At 55.7% G+C, this 19,948-nt stretch carries 19 protein-coding genes; 17 read left to right on the top strand and 2 right to left on the bottom strand.

Annotated elements, in window-relative coordinates:
• The first annotated feature begins 4 nt into the window (after positions 1 to 4).
• From ACYZT8_RS14260 to ACYZT8_RS14190, 15 genes are all read left to right on the top strand, one after another.
• Positions 5 to 904, top strand: a complete 900-nt coding sequence (locus tag ACYZT8_RS14260) for a phospholipase (RefSeq protein ID WP_461982069.1) — start codon at positions 5 to 7, stop codon at positions 902 to 904.
• Between the two features lie 157 nt (positions 905 to 1,061).
• Positions 1,062 to 1,949 carry a phospholipase gene (locus tag ACYZT8_RS14255; RefSeq protein WP_461982067.1) on the top strand — a complete coding sequence of 296 codons (888 nt, stop codon included), beginning with the start codon at positions 1,062 to 1,064 and terminating at the stop codon, positions 1,947 to 1,949.
• An 80-nt stretch (positions 1,950 to 2,029) separates the two neighbouring features.
• The gene (locus ACYZT8_RS14250; protein WP_461982065.1) at positions 2,030 to 2,935 is read left to right on the top strand and encodes a helix-turn-helix domain-containing protein; all 906 of its coding nucleotides are present in this window, start codon (positions 2,030 to 2,032) and stop codon (positions 2,933 to 2,935) included.
• A gap of 329 nt (positions 2,936 to 3,264) precedes the next feature.
• The gene (locus tag ACYZT8_RS14245; protein WP_461982063.1) at positions 3,265 to 4,575 is read left to right on the top strand and encodes an ABC transporter substrate-binding protein; all 1,311 of its coding nucleotides are present in this window, start codon (positions 3,265 to 3,267) and stop codon (positions 4,573 to 4,575) included.
• 275 nt (positions 4,576 to 4,850) lie between these two features.
• Positions 4,851 to 5,777 (top strand): carbohydrate ABC transporter permease, encoded by a 927-nt coding sequence (locus ACYZT8_RS14240; protein WP_461982061.1) that lies wholly within the window; start codon positions 4,851 to 4,853, stop codon positions 5,775 to 5,777.
• Positions 5,778 to 5,787: 10 nt separating this feature from the next.
• On the top strand, positions 5,788 to 6,618 hold the full coding sequence (locus tag ACYZT8_RS14235) for a carbohydrate ABC transporter permease (protein ID WP_461982059.1): 831 nt from the start codon (positions 5,788 to 5,790) through the stop codon (positions 6,616 to 6,618).
• Between the two features lie 32 nt (positions 6,619 to 6,650).
• A complete protein-coding gene (locus tag ACYZT8_RS14230) occupies positions 6,651 to 7,754 on the top strand; it encodes an ABC transporter ATP-binding protein (protein WP_461982057.1) in 1,104 nt (367 codons plus the stop codon).
• Positions 7,755 to 7,769: 15 nt separating this feature from the next.
• Positions 7,770 to 9,245, top strand: a complete 1,476-nt coding sequence (locus ACYZT8_RS14225) for a mannitol dehydrogenase family protein (protein WP_461982055.1) — start codon at positions 7,770 to 7,772, stop codon at positions 9,243 to 9,245.
• A 126-nt stretch (positions 9,246 to 9,371) separates the two neighbouring features.
• Positions 9,372 to 10,868: a xylulokinase gene (xylB, locus tag ACYZT8_RS14220; protein WP_461982053.1), complete on the top strand. Its 1,497-nt coding sequence runs from the start codon at positions 9,372 to 9,374 to the stop codon at positions 10,866 to 10,868.
• Positions 10,869 to 10,881: 13 nt separating this feature from the next.
• Positions 10,882 to 11,820: a carbohydrate kinase family protein gene (locus ACYZT8_RS14215; RefSeq protein WP_461982051.1), complete on the top strand. Its 939-nt coding sequence runs from the start codon at positions 10,882 to 10,884 to the stop codon at positions 11,818 to 11,820.
• Positions 11,821 to 12,206: 386 nt separating this feature from the next.
• Positions 12,207 to 14,417 (top strand): type VI secretion system Vgr family protein, encoded by a 2,211-nt coding sequence (locus ACYZT8_RS14210; RefSeq protein ID WP_461982050.1) that lies wholly within the window; start codon positions 12,207 to 12,209, stop codon positions 14,415 to 14,417.
• Entirely contained in the window at positions 14,414 to 15,409 is a 996-nt protein-coding gene (locus ACYZT8_RS14205) for a DUF2515 family protein (protein WP_461982048.1), read from the top strand. Before ACYZT8_RS14210 ends, ACYZT8_RS14205 begins: the two co-directional genes overlap by 4 nt.
• Before the next feature lie 74 nt (positions 15,410 to 15,483).
• On the top strand, positions 15,484 to 16,281 hold the full coding sequence (locus ACYZT8_RS14200) for a hypothetical protein (RefSeq protein ID WP_461982046.1): 798 nt from the start codon (positions 15,484 to 15,486) through the stop codon (positions 16,279 to 16,281).
• Positions 16,282 to 16,355: 74 nt separating this feature from the next.
• Entirely contained in the window at positions 16,356 to 17,249 is an 894-nt protein-coding gene (locus ACYZT8_RS14195; protein ID WP_461982044.1) for a hypothetical protein, read from the top strand.
• 79 nt (positions 17,250 to 17,328) lie between these two features.
• A complete protein-coding gene (locus ACYZT8_RS14190; protein ID WP_461982042.1) occupies positions 17,329 to 17,886 on the top strand; it encodes a hypothetical protein in 558 nt (185 codons plus the stop codon).
• Between the two features lie 54 nt (positions 17,887 to 17,940).
• On the opposite strand, the gene ACYZT8_RS14185 is transcribed toward ACYZT8_RS14190, so the two are convergent.
• Complete coding sequence (locus ACYZT8_RS14185; RefSeq protein ID WP_461982041.1) at positions 17,941 to 18,237, bottom strand: hypothetical protein; 297 nt, start codon at positions 18,235 to 18,237, stop codon at positions 17,941 to 17,943.
• Positions 18,238 to 18,742: 505 nt separating this feature from the next.
• On the opposite strand from ACYZT8_RS14185, the gene ACYZT8_RS14180 reads away from it, so the two are divergent.
• Both ACYZT8_RS14180 and ACYZT8_RS14175 read left to right on the top strand, forming a co-directional pair.
• Positions 18,743 to 19,009: a DUF2790 domain-containing protein gene (locus tag ACYZT8_RS14180; RefSeq protein WP_461958802.1), complete on the top strand. Its 267-nt coding sequence runs from the start codon at positions 18,743 to 18,745 to the stop codon at positions 19,007 to 19,009.
• Positions 19,010 to 19,099: 90 nt separating this feature from the next.
• A complete protein-coding gene (locus ACYZT8_RS14175) occupies positions 19,100 to 19,495 on the top strand; it encodes a hypothetical protein (protein ID WP_461982039.1) in 396 nt (131 codons plus the stop codon).
• Here the strand turns inward: ACYZT8_RS14175 and ACYZT8_RS14170 are convergent.
• Entirely contained in the window at positions 19,492 to 19,767 is a 276-nt protein-coding gene (locus ACYZT8_RS14170) for a DUF1652 domain-containing protein (protein ID WP_461982037.1), read from the bottom strand. The two genes, ACYZT8_RS14175 and ACYZT8_RS14170, sit on opposite strands and share 4 nt — an antisense overlap.
• Positions 19,768 to 19,948: the final 181 nt, after the last annotated feature.

The raw sequence follows: 19,948 nt of genomic DNA, 5'->3' as shown, positions 1-19,948 counted from the left end.
CATCATGACTAACGCCCTGATATACGATCTAAAATACTCCCCATACGATAGCCGGGACCTTACACTTAATAACTGGATGAGTAACACGCCCGCCCTGGATTATTTAACGCTCATGGAGCTTACCCTGCCAGGCACTCACAATGCAGGCGTCGACAAAAAAGCCTCTTACGTGGCACCCGGCGTGAGTCATTGGGCCGCTTGCCAAAACAACTCCTTTTACTTCCAGCTAACCCAAGGCGCTCGCGCACTCGATTTAAGACTGGAGTATGAAGTCAAAAGTAACGGTGTTTCGGTATTCTGGTTTCAACACAATGGTTTCCGGTCCTCCCGTTCATTGGAGAATGTCATTACGAGCGTTATCCGTTTTCTTCAGGAAAACCCTGACGAATTTATCCTGCTCGATTTTCATGAGCTGAAGTCGGACAGCATTCCTTTCAATTTCAAGGAATTCAGCAGGCTCCTGTTGACGCACCTGGGTGACCGGATGATCCCTTCACGCAATGCTCATCTGACACTGGGGCAACTGAAGCAAGTCAGTGATGTTCAGCGAGTGCTGGTAGCCACCGACAGCCATCCGGACCTCGACTGGCGCTGGTTTTGTCGGCAAATCGAGCACAAATGGAGCGGTATTGCGACCACCAGCGTCAGCGAGCTGAACGCCCATATCACACAGGTGATGAAGTACCCGCCAGGTGGCCTGCCATGGTCACTGTCCGCCACCAGCTACCATGCAGTGGGAGGGCCGGTGAATATCGCGGAGCATCTTGATGAGTGGTTTGATCCTGCTATTAACGACTGGATACTAAATAGCAGCATTATCAATATTGACTTTTTGGAAGCATCGAAGTTGGTGCGCCATTGTCGGAACGCCAATATCATCAAGGCGAACGCTAAGCACCGCTGATACCAAGATCAAAGTGCAATTGTCGCGCGCCATTAGTTAGCTATATTTATGAAAATATTTCCGTTGCTGGCATTGTCCTGATGCCCTTCTATGCTTGGTCATACACATCAATTAACTCACCTCACGGATGGGGTGTAGGTAACCGACGGGAATAAACATGACACAATCTATAGAAGGGAATCTCGATAAACAGAAGTGGATGAGCAATGTCCTCGACATCGATCGTATAAAACTGACCGATGTCGTCTGGCCCGGCGCCCATAACGCCGGCATGGATAAACGAGCATCTAATTATGATGTGGTCATCGGCAACTGGACGACGTGTCAAAACGGTTCATTTGCCTGGCAACTGTCCAATGGCGCACGGGCCTTTGATATCCGCTTGGGCTATACCGAGGGTGCTGACCAGTCGATCTTCTATTTTCATCACAATGGACACCAGTCCCATCGCGTCCTCGATGAACTGATCACGGCTGTTTTAGCGTTCCTTGACCGAAATCCGGATGAATTCATTGTGCTGGATTTCCACCAGCTTGCAGACGGGTCCAAACCTTTTGATTATCAAAAACTCAATGATCTTCTGGTGAGTCGACTCGGACAGCGGATCATAACGCCCGACAACGACACAAAAACCATCGGCGAGCTCAAGCGGATCAGCACTCGCCGCAGGGTGGTGTTGTCGGCGCTTGCACATCGGGAACTGGATGAGGATTACTTCTGGCCGCGCATTACACACAAGTGGAGCAGCAAGCGATTTACCGACACAGAGGATCTCAAGACCCATATTTCCAACACACTCGAAAACCCGCCTTTCGGAACATTTCTATGGTCGTTATCGGCCACCAGCTACGCGTTTCTGGGAGGGCCTCAAGACATCAAAAACCAGATCAATGACTGGTTTAATCCCACCCGGGACTGGGTGACGCGCTGCAGCATTATCAATACCGACTTTTTTGATGAATCAGAGATCGTTCGTTATTGCTGGACGGCCACCAGCATGAAAGCCGTTTACGGTCATGCCTTGCATGCTCGGGAACCGGTGTAGCGCCCGGAGCGTTGCCGCTGGCATTACAGGCCTGGAAAGAGGCATGATCAGGGTGCAATGACAATAAAAAGCGCCCTGACATGACCCGAACCGCCAGAGTCACCGATCCTTCCTACGAACTGATGGACGACCACAACGGGTTGTCGATCATCTATCGCCAACATGGATTCCCCTGCCCTTTGGTGCGCTGGCATTTCCACAAGGAATACGAACTGCACCTGATCGTTGCCAGTTCCGGCAAGGTGTTCATCGGCGACTACATCGGCAACTTTTACCCGGAATCCCTTTTCCTGACTGGCCCCAATCTGCCCCACAACTGGATCAGCCAGGTGGCCGAAGACGAGGTAGTGCCCAAACGCGACATGCTGGTCAATTTCACCGATGAGTTGTTCGAGAGCGGCCATCAGGTATTCGCGGAACTCAAGACCTTGGCGCCACTGCTGGAACGTGCGCAGTACGGCATCGAATTTCGTTGCAAACGCACCATCCGCCAGGCCATGACCTTGATGCAACGCATTGCCGATACCAAAGGCATCACCCGGCTGGGGCACTTTTTTATTCTGCTGGAACTGCTCGCGGCTTCTGACGACTTTCAATTGCTGTCGGGTGCCACCACGCCGCAACTGGCAGATGAACACAACATCGATCGCACCAACCGGGCGGTGGATTATATTTTTGCGCATTACGCCCGGGAGCTGCCGCTTGAAGAAGTTGCAGAGCACTTGGGCATGAAGCCGACTTATTTCAGCCGGGTGTTCAAACAGGCCACCGGGCGCTGCTTCATTGAGTTCGTCAATCGCCTGCGTATCAGCAAATCCTGCGAGCTGCTGGCCGATGGCGACAAACCAGTGACCGATGTGTGTTTCGAATCGGGTTTCAACAATATTTCCAACTTCAATCGGCGGTTTCAGCAGCTCAAGGGCATGACGCCTTCGCATTATCGGCGTCTGGCGGTGCAGCGGTTGACTGAGCAAAATCAGCACTGACGCCTGTCCCTGTAGCAGCTGCCGAAGGCTGCGTTCGACTGCGCAGCAGGCGCCAAACGCACGACCACAATCTTCCAGAATCACCCTGAGCTCCGCTCCGGCGAGGGCTACGCCCTCGAACGCAGCCTTCGGCAGCTGCTACAGGGCGCCAGTCGTTAGATTCCGGGTTTCCAGATCGAGTGCAAAATAGTATCGATTCAAGTGCGACGGATGATTTGTCTCATCTTCAATTGAAGGCTGTAATCAGTGCACATTCTTCCTTGCCTTCGGAAGACACAAAAACAATAACTGTCCTTCTGTGCCCGCTGGGTGCAGAAAAGGAGTGCACGATGCAACCTTCTGTAAAAGCTCTGCTTGCCCTCACCTGCATGACCCTCAGCAGCGTCAGCCTCGGCGCTCAGACCCTGACCATTGCCACCGTCAACAACAGCGACATGATCCGTATGCAAAAGCTCTCGAAAACCTTCGAGGCGGGGCACCCGGACATCAAGCTCAATTGGGTGGTGCTGGAAGAAAACGTGCTGCGCCAACGCCTGACCACCGACATCGCCACTCAGGGCGGGCAGTTCGATGTGCTGACCATTGGCATGTACGAAGCCGCACTCTGGGGATCCAAGGGTTGGCTGGAGCCGATGAAGGACTTGCCGGCCACTTACGCCCTCGACGATGTCTTCCCTTCGGTGCGTGAAGGCCTTTCGGTCAAGGGCTCGCTCTACGCCTTGCCGTTCTACGCGGAAAGCTCCATCACCTATTACCGCACCGACCTGTTCAAGGACGCCGGGCTGACCATGCCTGAGCATCCGACCTGGACCCAGATCGGCGAATTCGCCAGCAAACTCACCAATAAAGACAAAGAACAGTACGGCATCTGCCTGCGTGGCAAGGCCGGCTGGGGTGAGAACATGGCGCTGATCACCACCGTCGCCAACGCCTACGGTGCGCGCTGGTTTGATGAGAAGTGGCAACCGGAATTCACCGGCCCCGAGTGGAAAAACGCTCTGAACTTCTACGTCGACACGATGAAGAAGTCCGGCCCGCCGGGTGCTTCCAGCAACGGTTTCAACGAAAACCTGGCGCTGTTCAACAGTGGCAAGTGCGCGATTTGGGTGGATGCCAGCGTCGCCGGCTCCTTCGTCACCGACAAGACCCAAAGCAAGGTCAGTGACCACGTTGGCTTCACCTACGCCCCCCACGAGACCACCGACAAAGGTTCGGCCTGGCTCTATTCCTGGGCGCTGGCGATCCCGACCAGTTCCAAGGCCAAGGACGCAGCTAAAACCTTCAGCGCGTGGGCCACATCCAAGGAATACGGTGCGTTGGTCGCCGAAAAAGACGGCATCGCCAACGTGCCGCCCGGCACTCGGACCTCGACCTACAGCGAGGCGTACATGAGTGCCGCGCCGTTTGCCAAGGTCACGCTGGAATCGCTGAAAGCGGCAGACCCGAGCAAGCCGACGCTCAAACCGGTGCCTTACATTGGCATCCAGTTGGTGACGATTCCTGAATTCCAGGCAGTGGGCACCCAGGTCGGCAAGTTGTTCTCGGCGGCGCTGATCGGCCAGACCACGGTCGACCAGGCCTTGGCGGCCGCCCAGCAAACCACCGAACGCGAGATGAAGCGCGCCGGTTATCCCAAGTAGCAACGGTGCGGTGGGTGCAACTGTCCTGAATGCCTGGACACCGAGTTGACTCCATCGCGGGCAAGCCACGCTCCCACAGGATTAAAGCAATCCGTGTGGAAGCGGGCTTGTGTGGCGAGGGAGCTTGCTCCCGCTGGGGTGCGAAGCGCCCCCAAAAGCGTTGCGACTGCTTCGCAGTCGAGCGGGACTATGCGGCGCCCCGACAAGCTCCCTCGCCACACAAGCCCGCTCTCGCATTTTGATCTTCGTCTGTCTGTCCTAATCGGTTTAATGCCATGAATATTTCAACTGCCAAAGCTCACATGGACATCCCCCAACCGGTGCGTAAAAGCCGGTTGGCCAATCCCGGCTGGTTTCTGGTCAGTCCCTCGGTGGCGTTGTTGCTGCTGTGGATGATCGTGCCACTGGGCATGACCGTTTACTTTTCGATGATCCGCTACAACCTGCTCTACCCCGGCGAAAACCAGTTCGTGGGGCTTGAGAACTTCACTTACTTCCTGACTGACTCCGGGTTCATGCCCGGCGCCACCAACACACTGTTGCTGGTCGGTAGCGTGTTGCTGATCAGCGTCGTCCTCGGCGTGCTGATCAGTGCATTGCTGGAAGCCAGTGAGTTCCTCGGTCGCGGCATCGTGAGGGTGATGCTGATCTCACCGTTCTTCATCATGCCCACTGTCGGTGCGCTGATCTGGAAGAACCTGATTTTCCACCCGGTGTCGGGAATTCTCGCCTACGTGTGGAAGCTGTTCGGCGCGCAACCGGTGGACTGGCTGGCGCATTACCCGCTGCTGTCGATCATCATCATTGTCTCCTGGCAATGGCTGCCCTTCGCGATCCTGATCCTGATGACCGCCATGCAGTCCCTCGACCAGGAACAGAAAGAAGCCGCGCGCCTGGACGGTGCCGGGCCGATCGCGATCTTCTGGCACCTGACCCTGCCGCACCTGGCGCGGCCGATTGCCGTGGTGGTGATGATCGAAACCATCTTCCTGCTCTCGGTGTTCGCCGAAATCTTCACCACCACCAACGGCGGCCCCGGCTACGCCTCGACCAACCTCGCCTACCTGATCTACAACCAAGCGCTGGTGCAGTTCGACGTCGGCATGGCGTCCGCCGGCGGTTTGATCGCGGTAGTGATCGCCAACATCGCGGCCATCGTGCTGGTGCGAATGATCGGCAAAAACCTGACAGACAAAGCCTGAGGCCTGCGCCATGACTCTTCAACAATCCCGCCGCCTGCAAAGCCTGCTGCTCGGCACCCTGGCCTGGGGCATCGCGATCCTGATCTTCTTCCCGATCTTCTGGATGGTGCTGACCAGCTTCAAAACCGAAATCGATGCCTTCGCCACGCCACCGCAATTCATCTTCACCCCGACGCTGGAAAACTACCTGCACATCAACGAGCGCAGCGATTACTTCAGCTTCGCCTGGAACTCGGTGGTGATTTCGTTCAGCGCCACGGCTCTGTGCCTGCTGATCGCCGTGCCGGCGGCCTACTCCATGGCGTTCTACGAAACCCAGCGCACCAAAGGCACGCTGCTGTGGATGCTCTCCACCAAGATGCTGCCGCCGGTGGGCGTGCTGATGCCGATTTACCTGTTGGCCAAGAGCTTCGGCCTGCTCGATACGCGCATCGCCCTGATTGTGATCTACACGCTGATCAACCTGCCGATTGTGGTCTGGATGATTTACACCTACTTCAAAGACATCCCAAAAGACATCCTCGAAGCCGCACGCCTCGACGGCGCCACGCTGTGGCAAGAAATGGTCCGCGTGCTGCTGCCGATCGCCAAGGGCGGCCTCGCTTCCACGGTGCTGCTGTCGCTGATCCTGTGCTGGAACGAGGCGTTCTGGTCACTGAACCTGACCTCATCGAAAGCCGCGCCGTTGACCGCGTTGATCGCTTCGTACTCAAGCCCTGAAGGGCTGTTCTGGGCCAAGTTATCGGCAGTGTCGACGCTGGCCTGTGCGCCGATCCTGATCTTCGGCTGGATCAGCCAGAAACAATTGGTCCGCGGCCTGTCGTTCGGCGCCGTGAAGTAGCCCTCAAAGAATCAGCAAAAAGGAGCGCCATCATGGCCAACCTGAAAATCAAGAATCTGCAAAAAGGCTTCGAAGGCTTTTCCATCATCAAAGGCATCGACCTGGAAGTGAACGACAAGGAATTCGTGGTCTTCGTCGGCCCGTCGGGCTGCGGTAAATCCACGTTGCTGCGCCTGATCGCCGGGCTGGAAGAAGTCAGCGGTGGCACCATTGAACTAGATGGTCGTGACATCACCGAAGTCAGCCCGGCCAAGCGCGACCTGGCGATGGTGTTCCAGACTTACGCCCTGTACCCGCACATGAGCGTGCGCAAAAACATGTCGTTTGCCCTCGACCTCGCCGGCGTGCCGAAAGCTGAAGTCGAGAAAAAAGTCGGCGAAGCGGCGCGCATCCTTGAACTGGGACCGATGCTGGAGCGCAAGCCGAAGCAACTGTCAGGTGGTCAACGTCAACGGGTCGCCATCGGTCGCGCCATCGTGCGCAACCCGAAAATCTTCCTGTTCGACGAACCGCTGTCCAACCTCGACGCCGCCCTGCGAGTGCAGATGCGCCTGGAACTGTTGCGTCTGCACAAAGACTTGCAAGCGACGATGATCTACGTGACCCACGACCAGGTCGAAGCCATGACCATGGCCGACAAAGTGGTCGTCCTCAACGGCGGCAAAATCGAGCAAGTCGGCTCGCCGCTGGACTTGTACCACCAGCCGGCCAACCTGTTCGTCGCAGGCTTTCTCGGCACGCCGAAAATGGGCTTCCTCAAGGGCAAAGTGACCCGCGTCGACAGTCAAAGCTGTGAAGTCCTGCTGGACGCCGGCACCCGCATCACGCTGCCGCTGGCCCGCGCCAACCTGAACGTCGGCGGCGCGGTGACCCTGGGCATTCGTCCGGAACACCTCAATCTTGCGCAAACCGGTGACTGCACCTTGCAAGTCACCGCCGACGTCAGCGAACGCCTGGGCAGCGACACCTTCTGCCACGTCGTGACCTCTTCCGGTGAAGCGCTGACCATGCGGGTTCGTGGCGACCTGGCAAGCCGTTACGGCGAAGCCTTGAGCCTGCACCTGGACGCCGAACACTGCCATTTATTCGATGCCGACGGCGTGGCGCTCACCCGCCCGCTGCGCGCAGCGGCCTGATTTAGAGAACCTGTGATGAAACTCAATAAACAGAACCTCAACCGCCTCGCCCCCGAGGTGGTCCTGCCCGCCTACACCCTGAGCGATACGCGCCAGGGCATTGCACACATTGGCGTCGGCGGCTTTCATCGTGCCCATCAGGCGTATTACACCGACGCCTTGATGAATACCGGTGAAGGTCTCGACTGGGCGATCTGCGGGGTCGGCCTGCGCGCCGAAGACCGCCGCGCCCGCGATGACCTGAAAGAGCAGGATTACCTTTTTACCCTGTTCGAGCTGGGCGACACCGACGACACCGAAGTTCGGGTCATCGGCGCGATTCGCGACATGCTGCTGGCCGAAGACAGCGCAGCCGCTTTGATCGACAAACTCGCCAGTCCGGAGATCCGTATCGTCTCGCTGACCATTACCGAGGGCGGTTACTGCATCGACGACAGCAACGGCGAGTTCATGGCGCACCTGCCGCAAATCCAGCACGACCTGGCAAACCCGAACGCACCGAAAACCGTGTTCGGCTTTCTCTGTGCCGCACTGGCCAAACGCCGCGCCGTCGGCACGCCGGCCTTCACCTTGATGTCGTGCGATAACCTGCCGCACAACGGCGCGGTCACCCGCAAAGCCTTGTTGGCCTTCGCCGCTTTACGCGATGCCGATCTGCGCGACTGGATCGACAGCAACGTCAGCTTTCCCAACGCCATGGTCGACCGCATCACGCCGATGACCAGCACCGAGCATCGGCTGCAACTGGCCGACAAGCACGCGGTCGACGATGCCTGGCCGGTGGTCTGCGAACCGTTTGTGCAGTGGGTGCTGGAAGACAAGTTCGTCAACGGGCGTCCGGCCTGGGAAAAGGTCGGCGTGCAATTCACTGACGACGTCACGCCGTATGAAGAGATGAAGATCAAACTGCTCAACGGCAGTCATCTGGCCCTGACGTATCTGGGGTTCCTGAAGGGTTATCGCTTCGTCCACGAGACCATGAATGACCCGCTGTTTGTGCGCTACATGCGTGCTTACATGGACCTGGATGTCACGCCGCAACTGTCGCCCGTGCCTGGGATTGATCTGACGGATTACAAAAACACGCTGGTTGCGCGCTTCTCCAATCAGGCGATTGCCGATCAGCTGGAACGTGTGTGTTCGGACGGCTCGTCGAAGTTTCCCAAGTTCACCCTTCCGACGATCAATCGGCTGATTGCCGATGGCCGGGACACCAAGCGTGCCGCGCTGGTGGTCGCGGCCTGGGCGTTGTATCTGAAGGGGGTGGATGAGAATGGGGATACCTATTCGATTCCCGATCCGCGGGCGACGTTCTGCCAGGCCTTGGTGGCGGATGATGTGTTGATTACCCAGCGGTTGCTCGAAGTCGAGGAGATTTTCGGGACAGCGATTCCGCGTTCGCCGGAGTTTGTGGCGGCGTTTGAATGGTGCTGCAACAGCTTGCGGGAGGTGGGAGTGACGCGGACGTTGGAAAAAATCCTCGCCGCTTGATGATCGTTCCCACGCTCTGCGTGGGAATGCAGCCCGGGACGCTCCGCGTCCCATTCAGAAGCGGACGCAGAGCGTCCATTGCGGCATTCCCACGCAGAGCGTGGGAACGATCTGTGCGGGGCACACATGAAAAACCAACACTTATTCCTCGGCATCGACTGCGGCACCCAAGGCACCAAAGCCGTGATCCTCGACGCCCACAGCGGTCAGGTACTCGGCCAGGGTGCCGCCGCGCACAGTTTGATCAGCGGCGCCAACGGTCGTCGCGAGCAAGACACCAGTCAGTGGCTGGAAGCGTTCGCCCTGGCCGCCCGCCGTGCGTTGCTCGCGGCGAAAGTCGACGGTCAGGACATCCTCGGCATCGGCGTCTCCGGCCAGCAACACGGCCTGGTACTGCTCGATGATCAAGGCAATGCGCTGCGTCCGGCGAAGCTTTGGTGCGACACCGAATCCACCCCGGAAAACGACCGTCTGCTGACTCACCTCGGCGGCGAAAAAGGCTCACTGGAGCGCCTCGGCGTGGTCATTGCGCCGGGCTACACCGTTTCCAAACTGCTATGGACCCAAGAACAGCACCCGGACATTTTCGCCCGAATCGCCCGCATCCTACTGCCCCACGACTACCTGAACTACTGGCTCACCGGCCGCAGTTGCAGCGAATACGGCGACGCATCCGGCACCGGGTATTTCAACGTTCGCAGCCGTCAGTGGGATTTGCAGTTGTTGCGCGACATCGACCCGAGCGGACGCCTGCAAGCCGCGTTGCCGGAGTTGATCGATGCGCATCAAGCAGTCGGCACGATCCTGCCGGGTATCGCCGAACACCTGGGCATCAACCCGCAGGCGCTGGTCTCCAGCGGGGGCGGCGACAACATGATGGGCGCCATTGGCACCGGCAACATCAAGCCCGGCGCGATCACCATGAGCCTCGGCTCTTCAGGCACCGTGTACGCCTATTCCGAGCAGCCGAAAGTCAGCCCGGACGCGTCGGTCGCGACGTTCTGCTCTTCCAGCGGTGGCTGGCTGCCGCTGATCTGCACCATGAACCTGACCAACGCCACGGGGGTCATTCGCGAGCTGTTCGACCTCGATATCGAGCAGTTCAACAACTTGGTGGCACAAGCGCCCATCGGCGCCGAAGGCGTATTTATGTTGCCGTTCCTCAACGGCGAGCGCGTCCCCGCCCTGCCCCACGCCACCGGCAGCCTGCTGGGCTTGACCATGACCAACCTGACCCAGGCCAACCTGTGCCGCGCCGTGGTGGAAGGCACCACCTTCGGTTTGCGTTACGGACTGGACCTGCTGCGCCAGAATGGCTTACAAAGCCGCAGCATTTGCCTGATCGGCGGCGGCTCGAAAAGTCCGGTGTGGCGGCAGATGGTCGCCGACATCATGAACACCCCAGTCATCTGCACCGAGCAAAGCGAAGCCGCCGCCCTCGGCGCGGCGATTCAGGCGGCGTGGTGCAAGTCTTGGGCAAACGGCCACGAGGACAGTCTGGCGGACCTTTGCGAGCGTTGCGTAAAGCTCGATCCGGCCAGTGAAACCTTGCCGATTGCCGACAATGTGGCGGCCTGTCAGCAGGCCTATGAACGCTATCAACAGCATGTCGCAAACCTTTAAAGAGTGAACAATTATGTATCTGGTGTGTGGCGAAGCGCTGTTCGATTTCTTCAGTGAAGACGACGCCAGCGGCCTGGCTTCAAAAGTGAATTTCAAGGCGATTGCCGGCGGCTCACCGTTCAACGTCGCGGTCGGACTGCGGCGCTTGGGTGTCGAGTCGGCGCTGTTTGCCGGGTTGTCGACCGACTACCTCGGCCGGCGTTTGCAGCAGGTGCTTGCAGATGAAGGCGTGCGTCCCGACTATTTGGTCGATTTCGCTGCGCCCACGACCTTGGCGATGGTTGCCGTCGGCGCCAATGGCTCACCTCATTACAGTTTCCGGGGCGAAGGTTGCGCGGATCGGCAGCTCAAACCTGAGCATCTGCCTGAGCTGGGGCCAGAAGTGCGCGGTTTGCACATCGGCTCGTTTTCCCTGGTGGTGCAGCCGATTGCCGACACGCTGCTGGCGTTGGTGCAGCGGGAAAGCGGTAAGCGTTTGATCAGCCTTGACCCGAATGTGCGACTCAATCCTGAGCCAAACATCGATCTGTGGCGTTCGCGGATTGCGACGCTGGTTGAATTGGCGGACCTGATCAAAGTCAGCGATGAGGATTTGAGCCTGCTGTACCCCGAGCAGGATCCGCAGCGGGTGATCGAGGGTTGGCTGCAGCATCGTTGTCAGTTGGTGTTTTTGACCCGTGGTGGCGAGGGTGCGACGGTCTTCAGCCGCACTCATGGTTCGTGGTCGGTGCCGGCCAGTTCAGTAAAAATCGCCGACACCGTAGGCGCAGGCGATACGTTCCAGGCGGCGTTGATCACATGGCTGACCGAGCAGCAGCTGGATTCAGTTGCGGGCGTGCAATCGCTTGAGCGCGAGCAAATCGACGGAATGTTGAAGTTTGCAGTGCAGGCAGCGGCGCTGACATGCAGCAAGACCGGGCCGGATTTGCCGTATCGGCGCCAACTCAACTGACAGATCGTTCCCACGCTCCGCGTGGGAATGCAGCCCGGGACGCTCTGCGTCCCAAAAACGGACGCGGAGCGTCCAAAGAGGCATTCCCACGCAGAGCGTGGGAACGATCAATGTGCGGTCACAAAACCGAAAAAGTAGATCTTTTACGGGCTACAGACGACTCAAGTCTGAAAATGACTGCCGATTCTTGGTCACCGCGAGACTGTGGCACAGCAAGGTTCAGGAAAAGAAGACCAAACATCCCCCGCATCCATTGGCCGAAACCCTGTCTCTAAGGGTTTTCCCGATAGCTTAAGGCATCCACGCCTACGCCATTTGCGCCTTGAACGAGGCGGTTTAATGCTGCACCATCCGCACCAGCTTATTCAAAGGACGGAATTAAAGGCATGCTGGACGCGAACGCAACCCATATTTCCCTGACGCTGGAAGGCGTTTCCGTTGACCTGCAAGTGCTCAGCTTCGTCGGTCGCGAAACCCTCAATCAGCCGTTCTGTTTCGACATCGAACTGGTCAGCGCCCGTCCCGACCTGAAACTCGAAGAGTTGCTGCACAAGCCTGGCTGCCTGACCTTCGGCGCCACCGGCAAAGGCATCATCCACGGTTTGGTCTATCGCATCGAGCAAGGCGATTCCGGCAAAAGCCTGACGCGCTACAGCATCAGCCTCGTCCCGCAACTCGCTTACCTGCGCCACAACCATGACCAGCAGATTTTCCAGCATTTAAGTGTGCCGAAAATCATCGCTCAGGTACTTGAGGCACGCGGCATCCTGGCTGACGCCTACAGTTTCCAGCTCGGCGCGATCTACCCCGAGCGCGATTACTGCGTGCAGTACGACGAATCTGACCTGCATTTCATCCAGCGCCTGTGTGAAGAGGAAGGCATTCACTTCCACTTCCAGCACAGCGCCAGCGGCCACAAACTGGTGTTCGGCGATGACCAGACGGTGTTCCGCAAACTCTCGCCCGTGGCCTACCAGCAAGACTCCGGCATGGCCGCCACGAAACCGGTGATCAAACGCTTCAACCTGCGCCTGGAAACCCGCACTACCCGCGTCAGCCGCCGCGACTACGATTTCGAGAAACCAAGCATCCTGCCCGAAGGCGCGGCCAAGAGCACCTTCGCGCCGGACCTCGAAGACTACGACTACCCCGGCCGCTTCACCGACCGTGCACGCGGCAAACACCTGGCGACCCGCGCGCTGGAACGCCATCGCAGCGATTACCAACTGGCCGAAGGCAAAGGCGACGAGCCCACCCTGGTCAGCGGCCACTTCATGGCCCTGAGCGAACACCCGCGCGCCGAGTGGAACGACCTCTGGCTGTTGCTCGAAGTGGTGCACGAAGGCAAGCAGCCGCAAGTACTCGGCAAAAACGTCACCAGCGACGTCACCCACAACAAAGACGATTTCCATCAGGGCTACCGCAACACCTTCCTGGCCACCCCGTGGGACGCACACTTTCGCCCTGCCCTCGAACACCCGAAACCGAAAGTCCTGGGCAGCCAGACCGCTATCGTCACCGGCCCGCCGGGTGAAGAAATCCACTGCGACGAATACGGCCGCGTCAAAGTGCAATTCCATTGGGACCGCGACGGCCAGGCCAACGACAACACCAGCTGCTGGCTGCGCGTCGCCACCGGCTGGGCCGGCAGTGCCTACGGCGGCATCGCCATCCCGCGCGTCGGCATGGAAGTCCTCGTCACCTTCCTCGAAGGCGACCCCGACCAACCGCTGATCACCGGCTGCCTGTTCCACAAGGAAAACGTCGTCCCCTACGACCTGCCGGCCAACAAAACCCGCAGCACCTTCAAGACCCTGAGCTCACCGGGCGGCAAGGGCTACAACGAGTTTCGCATCGAAGACAAGAAAGGTGCAGAGCAGATCTACCTGCACGCCCAGCGCGACTGGGATGAAAACATCGAGCACGACCAGAAGATCCGCATCGGCAATGAACGCCATGACACGGTTGAGGCCAATGTTTTCAGCGAGTTCAAAGTTGAAGAACATCGCATCACGCAACTGGATCGCAAGACCGAAGCGCGGGCGGATGATCACCTGACCGTGGCGGTGACCCAGCATGTGAAGGTCGGGACGGCGCAGTTTGTCGAGGCGGGTCAGGAGATTCATTACCACGCTGGCGAGAAGGTGGTGATGGAAGGCGGGATGGAACTGACGGCCAAGGCTGGCGGGAGTTTCGTCAAGGTTGACGCGGGGGGTGTGACGATCAGTGGTGCTGAGGTGAAGGTGAATACCGGGGGCTCGCCTGGGGCCGGTTCCGGGATTGGTATTCTCGTTCCCCTTATTCCAGTCATTGCAGATCAAGCGCGGGCAGGAAGCTTGCTGAATGCGAAGAAAATCAGTGAAAGCTATGACGAACAACTCAAGTTTGTTACACGGCGTGGGCAACCTGTTAAGTCAGTCAAGGCGGCACTGATCGTGCCATCGGAAACCGCTCCCCAAATATCGAGAAGTAATGCTGAGGGCCTCCACCCGCGAGTCCAGACAGAAGCCGAAGAGCCGGTAAAAGCTCACCTTGTCTGGGATGAACTGGTCGTGCCTTCCGGTGCGGACGACTATGAAGCGAGCAGAAAGAAATGAGTGCGCCAATAACAACCTTTAAAACAAATGCCAAAGAATGCTCCGTCCACGAGGTTGTCCTCGGCTGCGACAAGTTGTGGGCCATGGGCCAGGAAGAAGCCATACGCCGCTTGAGCAAAAAACGCTCATCTGCCTCTAGCAAATATGAACTGATTTCTGACTTTGGCGCTCGCGCCGCAAGAATTGCCGCCGCTTACGCCAGTTTCTATCTCGAACAAGGTGAAGATGGAAAACCTGAGCTTAAGGGTCGTTTTTATTGGATGGGTCTTGCGGCATTTGCCAGCAAGCAGGTCAAATGCGGGTTAGATTTTATTCCGAATGATCCGTATCTGGCGCTAACGCCACCCATTGTTCAACCACCGTTGCGCATTGGTAAAAATGCACTAGGCAAAGGCAATTTTTGGTTATTTCAGGATATTTTTGTCTGGCATTGGTTTTATAGAAAATACCCAGAACAGTTCGATGAGTGTGCGCCTGAGCGTAACGCACGTAGTTGCGAAGGTCAGATCAAGACCAATATTGATAGCTTGCCTTGGGCGGATGAAGCGCTTCCTATTCTTGGCAATCTACACATTACAGACGACATAACGAAAGGATTCAAAGAAATCAGCACCGTCGAAAGACTCCCTGAAGGGCCGAATCGAAGAGCTTCACAGCTGACTTCTCTAGTGGCAATCGCTGATCACGAACAACGAAAAATCCTGCAACCACTAATCTATGAAAACACCCCCTTCAGAGCGACATTAAAACTTCAAGCCGGATTTGAATGGGCGCCTTTTGTCCCTGTCAGGGTTGCTGCGCTCAGTACAGCATGCGACGTCGACAACCCAGAGCTAAGAGTGCAAATGTCGGAAGGTGACCTATATGATGAAAGTGATCGGATGGAATTCATTGGCGCAATTGCTAAGCAGTATCATAAATTGATGATCATGCGAGAAGACTACATGGAAGGTGAAATACGCACAATTTCGACTTGGGCTAGCGCGCAATGAGACGTCACTGGATAATGATATCTTTTGCTTTTCTGACTGCTTGCAATGACAGCAAATCAAACATGGAAGATAGAATGCCAATTGAAATAACTCTTCATGCCCCCATACAAAAAACAATAGAAGGCAGCACATTCGAGTTTTCGAAGGAATGCATGAATGATCTAGAGTTATGCTGGTACAAAATACAAAAATCGGCAAACGACAAAAACCTTCCCGACACTATTGTGAAAAACTCTGCTAGCGCACTTAGCATTGAAAAAACCACTAACATCACCATAGTGATTGACGAAAGATCAGGCAACACGGTAGAGAACGTGGATATCACCCTAAGAGGTCTCCCCGACAATAGTACCCACGAACAGCATATAGACTTCATCTACCAACTAATCGAGAATATAAAATCATCTGGCTGGAAACATTACTACTTCCCGAGTGATCCGCGCATTTCTGGATCGCAAGCAGACAAAATAGATACTCCTGACGGAGTCTTGGGAGACCCTGTATCAAGCCACCCTTGGCTGGACCCTGAATATAAAGTTGATATCGACCGCTGGTTAAAAATTGGGGCCTTTTATAACTGGTTCTTCTACAACGATGGTGCTTATTTAAATCTCAAGGCATGGCGCCGCGACTCCAAAGACAATCCGACAATGACAGGGACTTATCTCATAACTCTGGAGTTTACGACAGAGCGAGAGTATTGGGTCTCTGGATTCGGCAAAGCCAAAGACAAAGAACGCTGGACTGAACTTCTCCCAGCGCGCTTGAAAGACTATCAAGAAACACGCCGAATAGTGGAAGAAAAGGCTCGAGCCAAGGGCATAAAAATTGACGAAAACTACCAGAATCCTCCAATCAAGGCGCTTGAATAGTGGAGCCAAAACTTATCAGATAACTGTCTGACGGAAAGCGAGAGACAAACAATCTGACCTTGGTCAAACCAGCAATGAAAAAAGATCTTGTCGCTATATTGTTACTGATCGGCGGATGTAATGTAGACAGCAACCCGTTTCAGAGTCCTGCCATGGCAAATACTCCTTCAGTTATAGATGTCGAATTTTTAACACCCATAGATACTATCAAAGCGCAAGCTTCCACCAGCTTCGTAGAAAGCTGCATGCCTCAGCTAAATATCTGCTGGTATAAATTACAAAAATCAGCAAATGATAATGACCTCCCAACGATCAATGTAAAAAACAACGACAGTATCTTAAGCCTGGGGCAGGCTGTAAATATTACAGTTGCATTAGACAAAGACACGACAGAAAACATCGAAAACCTAAACGTAGTATTACGTGGACTCCCAAAGGGAAGCACACACGAACAATATCGGGACTTGATATTCGGTCTTATAGAAAAAATAAAAAAATCTGGCTGGTCACACTTTTATTTTCCAGAGGATCCTAGGATTTCTGGTTCACAGGCGGAAAAAATCAGTAGTCCTGACGAGGTTTTCGGGCGATACGTCAGCAGCCATCCTTGGCTGGACCCTGATTACCAACTGGATCTGAAGAGATGGCTTCAGGTTGGCTCTTTCTACAGATGGTATTTTTACAAAGACGGTATCTATCTCAACCTTAAAGCGTGGAAGCAAAACGATTCAGAAGCCCCAACCGAAAAGGCGACTTATCTTATTACGCTGAATTTTCAATCAGAGAGTGAGTTCTGGCTCGACGGAATTACAGACAATAAAGAGAGGCAGCATTGGAAGGAACTCTTGCCAGAAAGGTTGAATGCCTACCACAAGACAAGACTTGAACTGGAAGAAAAAGCCCGTGCCGCCGGTATAGAAATCGATGAGTCTTACCAGGACCCTCTGATTCACGCTCTTAACAATTGAGCCAGTTAGTGACTAGCGAACGGGATTCTACTCGTTTGCTCGTCCTCCTAGTCCAGTACGGACAATGCGACAGAATCAGATGAAAAAATTTGTATGCGGTTTTGGACTTTTAACTGCCTGCGTCCAGGCATGTGCTTTTGAACCTCGATCAAGCAACGTGATCGCTTGCGAACTGGCAGGTCCAAAAAACACTATTTCTCTGCTGCGTGGATCGCCAATCGCCGGCACCTATATCTATAAAGTTCGCACCAACCAAGACGCCAGATTTATGTATGAGGATGCAGATGCCTCGCGAGGAGGCAGAGTGAAATGGCAGTGTGCTCCCGATCATCAAAATGTGAACGTGCTGGTAGTTTCCGGCGAGTTCACTTCAAATTTCCTGCAAGGTGCTTTGTTTTACTTTGACTCAGGGGATGGGCAGATCGAACGAATTGATTTCTCCGAAAGAAATCGTCCTCGCTGGGTAAGACTTTCCACACAGGGCGCTCAAGTGATTTTTGAGAACACGGGCCATGAAAGCTCGCACAAATATTTGAGTTATGGAAAGAACGGGAATTTTTTGGAACTGGACGAATTTCCAGTGACCTCAAGTGTAAACGGTGAAAAATTAATAGAGCTCGACACCTCTGAACCGTGACGCAATAAACAATCCAGCGCCAACGGACGCTGGATTGTTTGTGATTTTCAGACGTCAGACAGGCGCCTTCCACCCCATCATCCGCTGCTGAGCCACTTGCAACAGATCAAAACCATCCTGAGTCAGCAGGTAAAGCGCATGGGTGATGTGCGGGATATCTTGAACGTCGCCGTGCTTGAAGCATTGGCAGTGGAGCGTTTCAAGTAACTGGCTGGCGGCCCGGACTCGCTGTAAGGCGGCTTCGAGAATGTCTTGGGGATTGGCTTGGGTGTCGATCACCAAAGGATTTGAATCGGTGACGCTGCTGTTGATTGAACGGTAGCGATCGGGAAACGGGTTTAGCGTAGGCATAGTAATTACTCGATGATTGATAAGTAACGCCAGCACCGTGACCAAACGATGGGAGGCGGCTGTGTACAGGCTTGGTCAACCGACACCATCAAATCGGTTCGCCCGAAGGCGTCCAGCACACAGCCGCCATTGCAACACACTACGAGGACGTAGAAGTCCGCAGCGCGAATGATGGCACACAAATGTGTGATGGCATCAGGTGACCAAACCTGTCCGCTGATTTTGCAGCGAACCCAAACAGTAAACGCTGCCCCCATCAGGCGAAAGTCGACAAGGCACCTGACCTTGTAGGACCCAGCCGAAGATCCCGTAGATCGTTTCCCACATGAAACGTCTGACAGAAACGCCCTCGCGACAGGCGGCGTTCAGCCGGGTTAACCATCCGTTAACTCCGCGGTCCAAAACTTTACTGGACCGCACGCCCTCAGGTTGTTCTGACGCCCAGTGCGGCAGGTTCGACGCCAATTCGTCGAGCTGACTTTACGTCTGCACTGGAGATCGCCACATGAACATCCGCACGCTGCTGATCACTTCCGCCCTCGCCTGCACCGCGTTTACCGGTCTTGCTCAGGCCAACGACACGTCGTCCTCGCAAGCCGTGCCCTATCACTACGGCATGCCTTTGAATATCGGCAAGGTGGTAGCGCTGACTGAGCCGAACACGCCGGAATGCAAAGTGATAACGGCTGACATGAAATACATCGATACGTCAGGCAAACCTGAAGAAATCAGCTACCGGAAGCTTTCTGACGCTTGCAGTTATCAGAACTGACGGAAAGGTCTGATTTAACGCTTTGCGGTATTCCTGTGAGGGTTCTGGCGCTATGCTTTGGTGCCTCCCTCACTGCCGCAAGGATTCGCCATGCAGTTATCGTTTCGCACCTTGTCGACCTTCTCGTCCCTTCTCTGCTTTGTACTGGCCCTGGTCTGGGGTTTGATGCCGGACGTATTGCTGGCGCTCTGGAGTATTGAGTATTCGTCTGCGGCAGGTTTTGTTGCGAGGCGCAGCGCGGTGTTGTTCGCGGCGTTGGGCGTGATGTTTTATCTGGTTCGAAATGAGGCGCCGTCCAGCACTCGCAACGCGCTGAGCATCGGGTTTACCGTCGGCTGTTTCGGTTTGGCAGCGCTGGGTTTTGGCGAATGGCTCAACGGCCATGCCGGGCCAGGCATTTTGCTGGCTGTGGTGGTCGAGTCGGCGCTGGGAATGGGGTTTTTCCAGACCCGGCGCGTATCGGTGGAACTCGAAACCGTCGGTTAAAACGCTTTCTTGTCCAAGTGCAGAGGCTGGGACTCGGCCTGGGACTGGTGCTCCATGTCTGAGCGCAGTCCTGCGATCAAGTCGCCGATTTCCCGGCATCCATTGAGCTGTTTGGCATTTATTCCCGTCACGCACAGGTCGAGGTGATCGGTTTCACGGTCTGAATACACCTTGACCGTCATCGACAGGTCCGGCGACAGCGTGCACTGACAGCGTTTCGGCAGAAAACTGCTTTCAATGATATTGCGTAGTTCCAGGGCAGAAAGAAACATGGCGACCCTCTCCTAATTGTGAGATTGCCAAATAAATTCAAGCGTTGGTCCGTGCTGAAATCACCCGCTTTTCTTCCTAAGGCGGGGTTTCTACGTCTCAAACACCAGACCGTCCTCGCGTTCCAAGCTGACTCAATACTGTCCCGGTCAACTCAAGACCTGAATGAGCATAAAACATGCC

It is taken from the genome of Pseudomonas sp. LB3P93, assembly GCF_054898025.1.
This window is presented reverse-complemented; position numbering and strand designations above follow the sequence as displayed.